This is a genomic window from Streptomyces alkaliterrae, assembly GCF_007097205.2.
Taxonomy (GTDB): Bacteria; Actinomycetota; Actinomycetes; order Streptomycetales; family Streptomycetaceae; genus Streptomyces; species Streptomyces alkaliterrae.
The window spans coordinates 1-2,352 of record NZ_VJYK02000513.1 but is presented as its reverse complement, the minus strand read 5'-3'; the positions used below and the strand labels follow the sequence as shown (position 1 = coordinate 2,352).

The 2,352-nt window shown below is 72.3% G+C and carries 3 protein-coding genes; 1 reads left to right on the top strand and 2 read right to left on the bottom strand.

Translation table 11 applies throughout. The features are described from left to right. Positions 1-446 (top strand): phosphatase PAP2 family protein (locus tag FNX44_RS26250; RefSeq protein WP_143651471.1); only part of this gene is annotated, 446 nt, incomplete at its 5' end. On the opposite strand, the gene FNX44_RS26245 is transcribed toward FNX44_RS26250, so the two are convergent. Together FNX44_RS26245 and rfbC are read right to left on the bottom strand one after the other, a co-directional pair. Further along, on the bottom strand, positions 418-1,743 hold the full coding sequence (locus tag FNX44_RS26245) for a glutamate-1-semialdehyde 2,1-aminomutase (protein WP_143651470.1): 1,326 nt from the start codon (positions 1,741-1,743) through the stop codon (positions 418-420). The two genes, FNX44_RS26250 and FNX44_RS26245, sit on opposite strands and share 29 nt — an antisense overlap. 7 nt (positions 1,744-1,750) lie before the next feature. Continuing rightward, positions 1,751-2,302, bottom strand: coding sequence for a dTDP-4-dehydrorhamnose 3,5-epimerase (gene rfbC, locus FNX44_RS26240; protein ID WP_143651469.1), 552 nt, complete (start codon positions 2,300-2,302; stop codon positions 1,751-1,753). Positions 2,303-2,352 lie beyond the last annotated feature (50 nt).

Below are 2,352 nucleotides of genomic sequence, written 5' to 3'. Positions count from 1 at the left end.
CGGTGGGTGTCGCGGGGTGTCTGGCGGTCCGGTGGTGGCGTGCGGCGGTGCTCCTCGTCGCGGGCACCGGTGTGGCGGTCGGGGTGACCAAGGTGCTCAAGCCGCTGGTGGGGCGGACCATCTACGAGGCGAACCTGGCCTATCCGAGTGGGCACACGGCGTTCCTCACGGCGTTTGCCGTGGTGGTGGCGCTGCTTGTGGCTGGGCGGGTTGGGTTCGGGAAGACGGCCGGGACGTCGGTGGTGCTCGCCGCCGGGTTGCTCGCCGGCACGGCGATGGGGTGGGCGCAGGTCGCCTTGGGGGCGCACTACCCGACGGACACCCTCGGCGGCATGTGTACCGCGTTCGCGGTGGTCCCGGCGACCGCGTGGCTGGTCGATCGAGTGGCGGAGGCTCGCCGCCGGGACCCCGGGGGCGTCAAACGCGGCGGCGGAAGACGGGTTTGACCGGACGGCCGGCCAGCCACGGGGCCGGGTCGCCGGCGTCGAGGGCCTTGCGGTAGACGGCACAGGCTTGAGCCACCGCGTCGACGGTGTGGGCGATGTCGGCGTCGTCGAGCGCGCTGCTCACGACAAAGGAGGGGGCGAGTACGCCGCCGGTGAGGAGCTGGCGAAGGAAGAGGGTGCGGTAGTGCTGGGACGGTTGGTGGTTCTCGTCGAGGGTGGCGAAGACGAGGTTGCTGGCCCGGCCCCGGACGAGGACGTGGTCCGCGACGCCCATGACGGCCGCCGCGTCGCGGACACCGGCGGCAAGCCGCTCGCCGAGGTGGTGCAGACGGGCCGTGATGCTCTCTTCGACGTAGGTGGTGAGGACGGCCATCGCGGCGGCCAGGGAGTGCGTCTCGGCGCCGTGGGTGGTGGAGAGGAGGAAGACGCGGTCACGGGAGTGGCGTAGCCCGCCCTGTTCCATCAGGGCGCGGCGGCCGGCGAGGGCGGAGACGGCAAAGCCGTTGCCGAGTGCCTTGCCGAAGGTGGAGAGGTCGGGGACGACGCCGTACAGGCCCTGGGCGCCCGCCTCGGACCAGCGCAGACCGGTGATCATCTCGTCGAAGACGAGTACGCAGCCGTGGCGGTCGGCGAGTTCGCGCAGGCCGGAGAGGTAGCCGGGCGGGGGTTCGGTGTGGGTGGCGGGTTCGAGGAGGAGGCAGGCGATCTTGTCCCGGTGGCGGTTGAGAAGGTCTTCCGCGGCGGCCAGGTCGCCGTAGGGGAACGTCACGGTGAGGTCGCTGGTGGCGGCCGGGATGCCGGCGGACATCGGGGTGGTGCCGATGAACCAGTCGTCGACGGAGAAGAAGGGGTGGTCGGCGCAGACGGCCACAAGCGGGCGGCCGGTGGCGGCGCGGGCGAGGCGGACGGCGGCGGTGGTGGCGTCGGAGCCGTTCTTCGCGAACTTCACCATCTCGGCGGTCGGCACGGTGGCCAGGAAGCGTTCGGCGGCCTCGACTTCGAGGATGGAGGGCCGGACGAAGTTGGCGCCTCGGTCGAGTTCCCGCCGCACCGCCTCGGTCACCCGGGGGTGGGCGTGGCCGAGGCTGACAGAGCGCAGGCCGGAGCCGTACTCGATGTAGCGGTTGCCGTCGACGTCCCACACGTGGGCGCCGTGCCCGTGGCTGATGACCGGGGCGAGACCGGCGGGGTACTGGTCGTCGCCCTTGGCGTAGGTGTGGGCGCCGCCGGGGACGAGGTCGTGCAGCCGCTCGTTCGCGGCGCGCGAGCGGGGGAGGGAGAACTCAGCTGCGACCACCGCGAGTTCACCGCCCCATCTGCTTCAGGGCCACCGCGAGGCCGGGTGCCTCCCGGTCGCGTGGCGACATCGACGTGGCGGGGAGGGGCCAGGGGATGGCGAGTTCCGGGTCGTCGTGGGCGATCGTCACGTCCTCGGCCGGGTCGTGCGGGCGGTCGATGCGGTACGAGACGTCGGCGGGGTCAGTCAGCGCCTGGAAGCCGTGCGCGCAGCCGGCCGGGACGTACAGCGTCACCTGCGTGGTGTCGGAGAGTTCGAAGGTGGCGTGGTGGCGGTAGGTCGGCGAGTCCGGGCGCAGGTCCACGACGACGTCGAAGATCCTCCCGTACGAGCACCGCACGAGTTTGGCCTCGCCGTCGCCGGAGCGCAGGTGCAGGCCGCGCAGGACGCCGCGGGCCGAACGGGAGACGCTGTCCTGGACAAAGGCGTTCGGGTCCACGCCGACCGAGCGGAGGACGTCGGCGTCGAACGTGCGGGAGAAGAAGCCGCGCGGGTCGGTGTGCGGGCTCGGCTCGAACAGGAACGCTCCGGCGATGGCCGGGACTTCGGTCGCTTTCATGGTGCCTTCCGCCGGGTGTCGGGGTGGACGTGGTTGGTGTGGTCGGGGGT

Coding starts and splice junctions, on each gene's coding strand:
- rfbC (WP_143651469.1), bottom strand. CDS start 2,302: ATGAAAGCGACCGAAGTCCCGGCCATCGCCGGAGCGTTCCTGTTCGAG.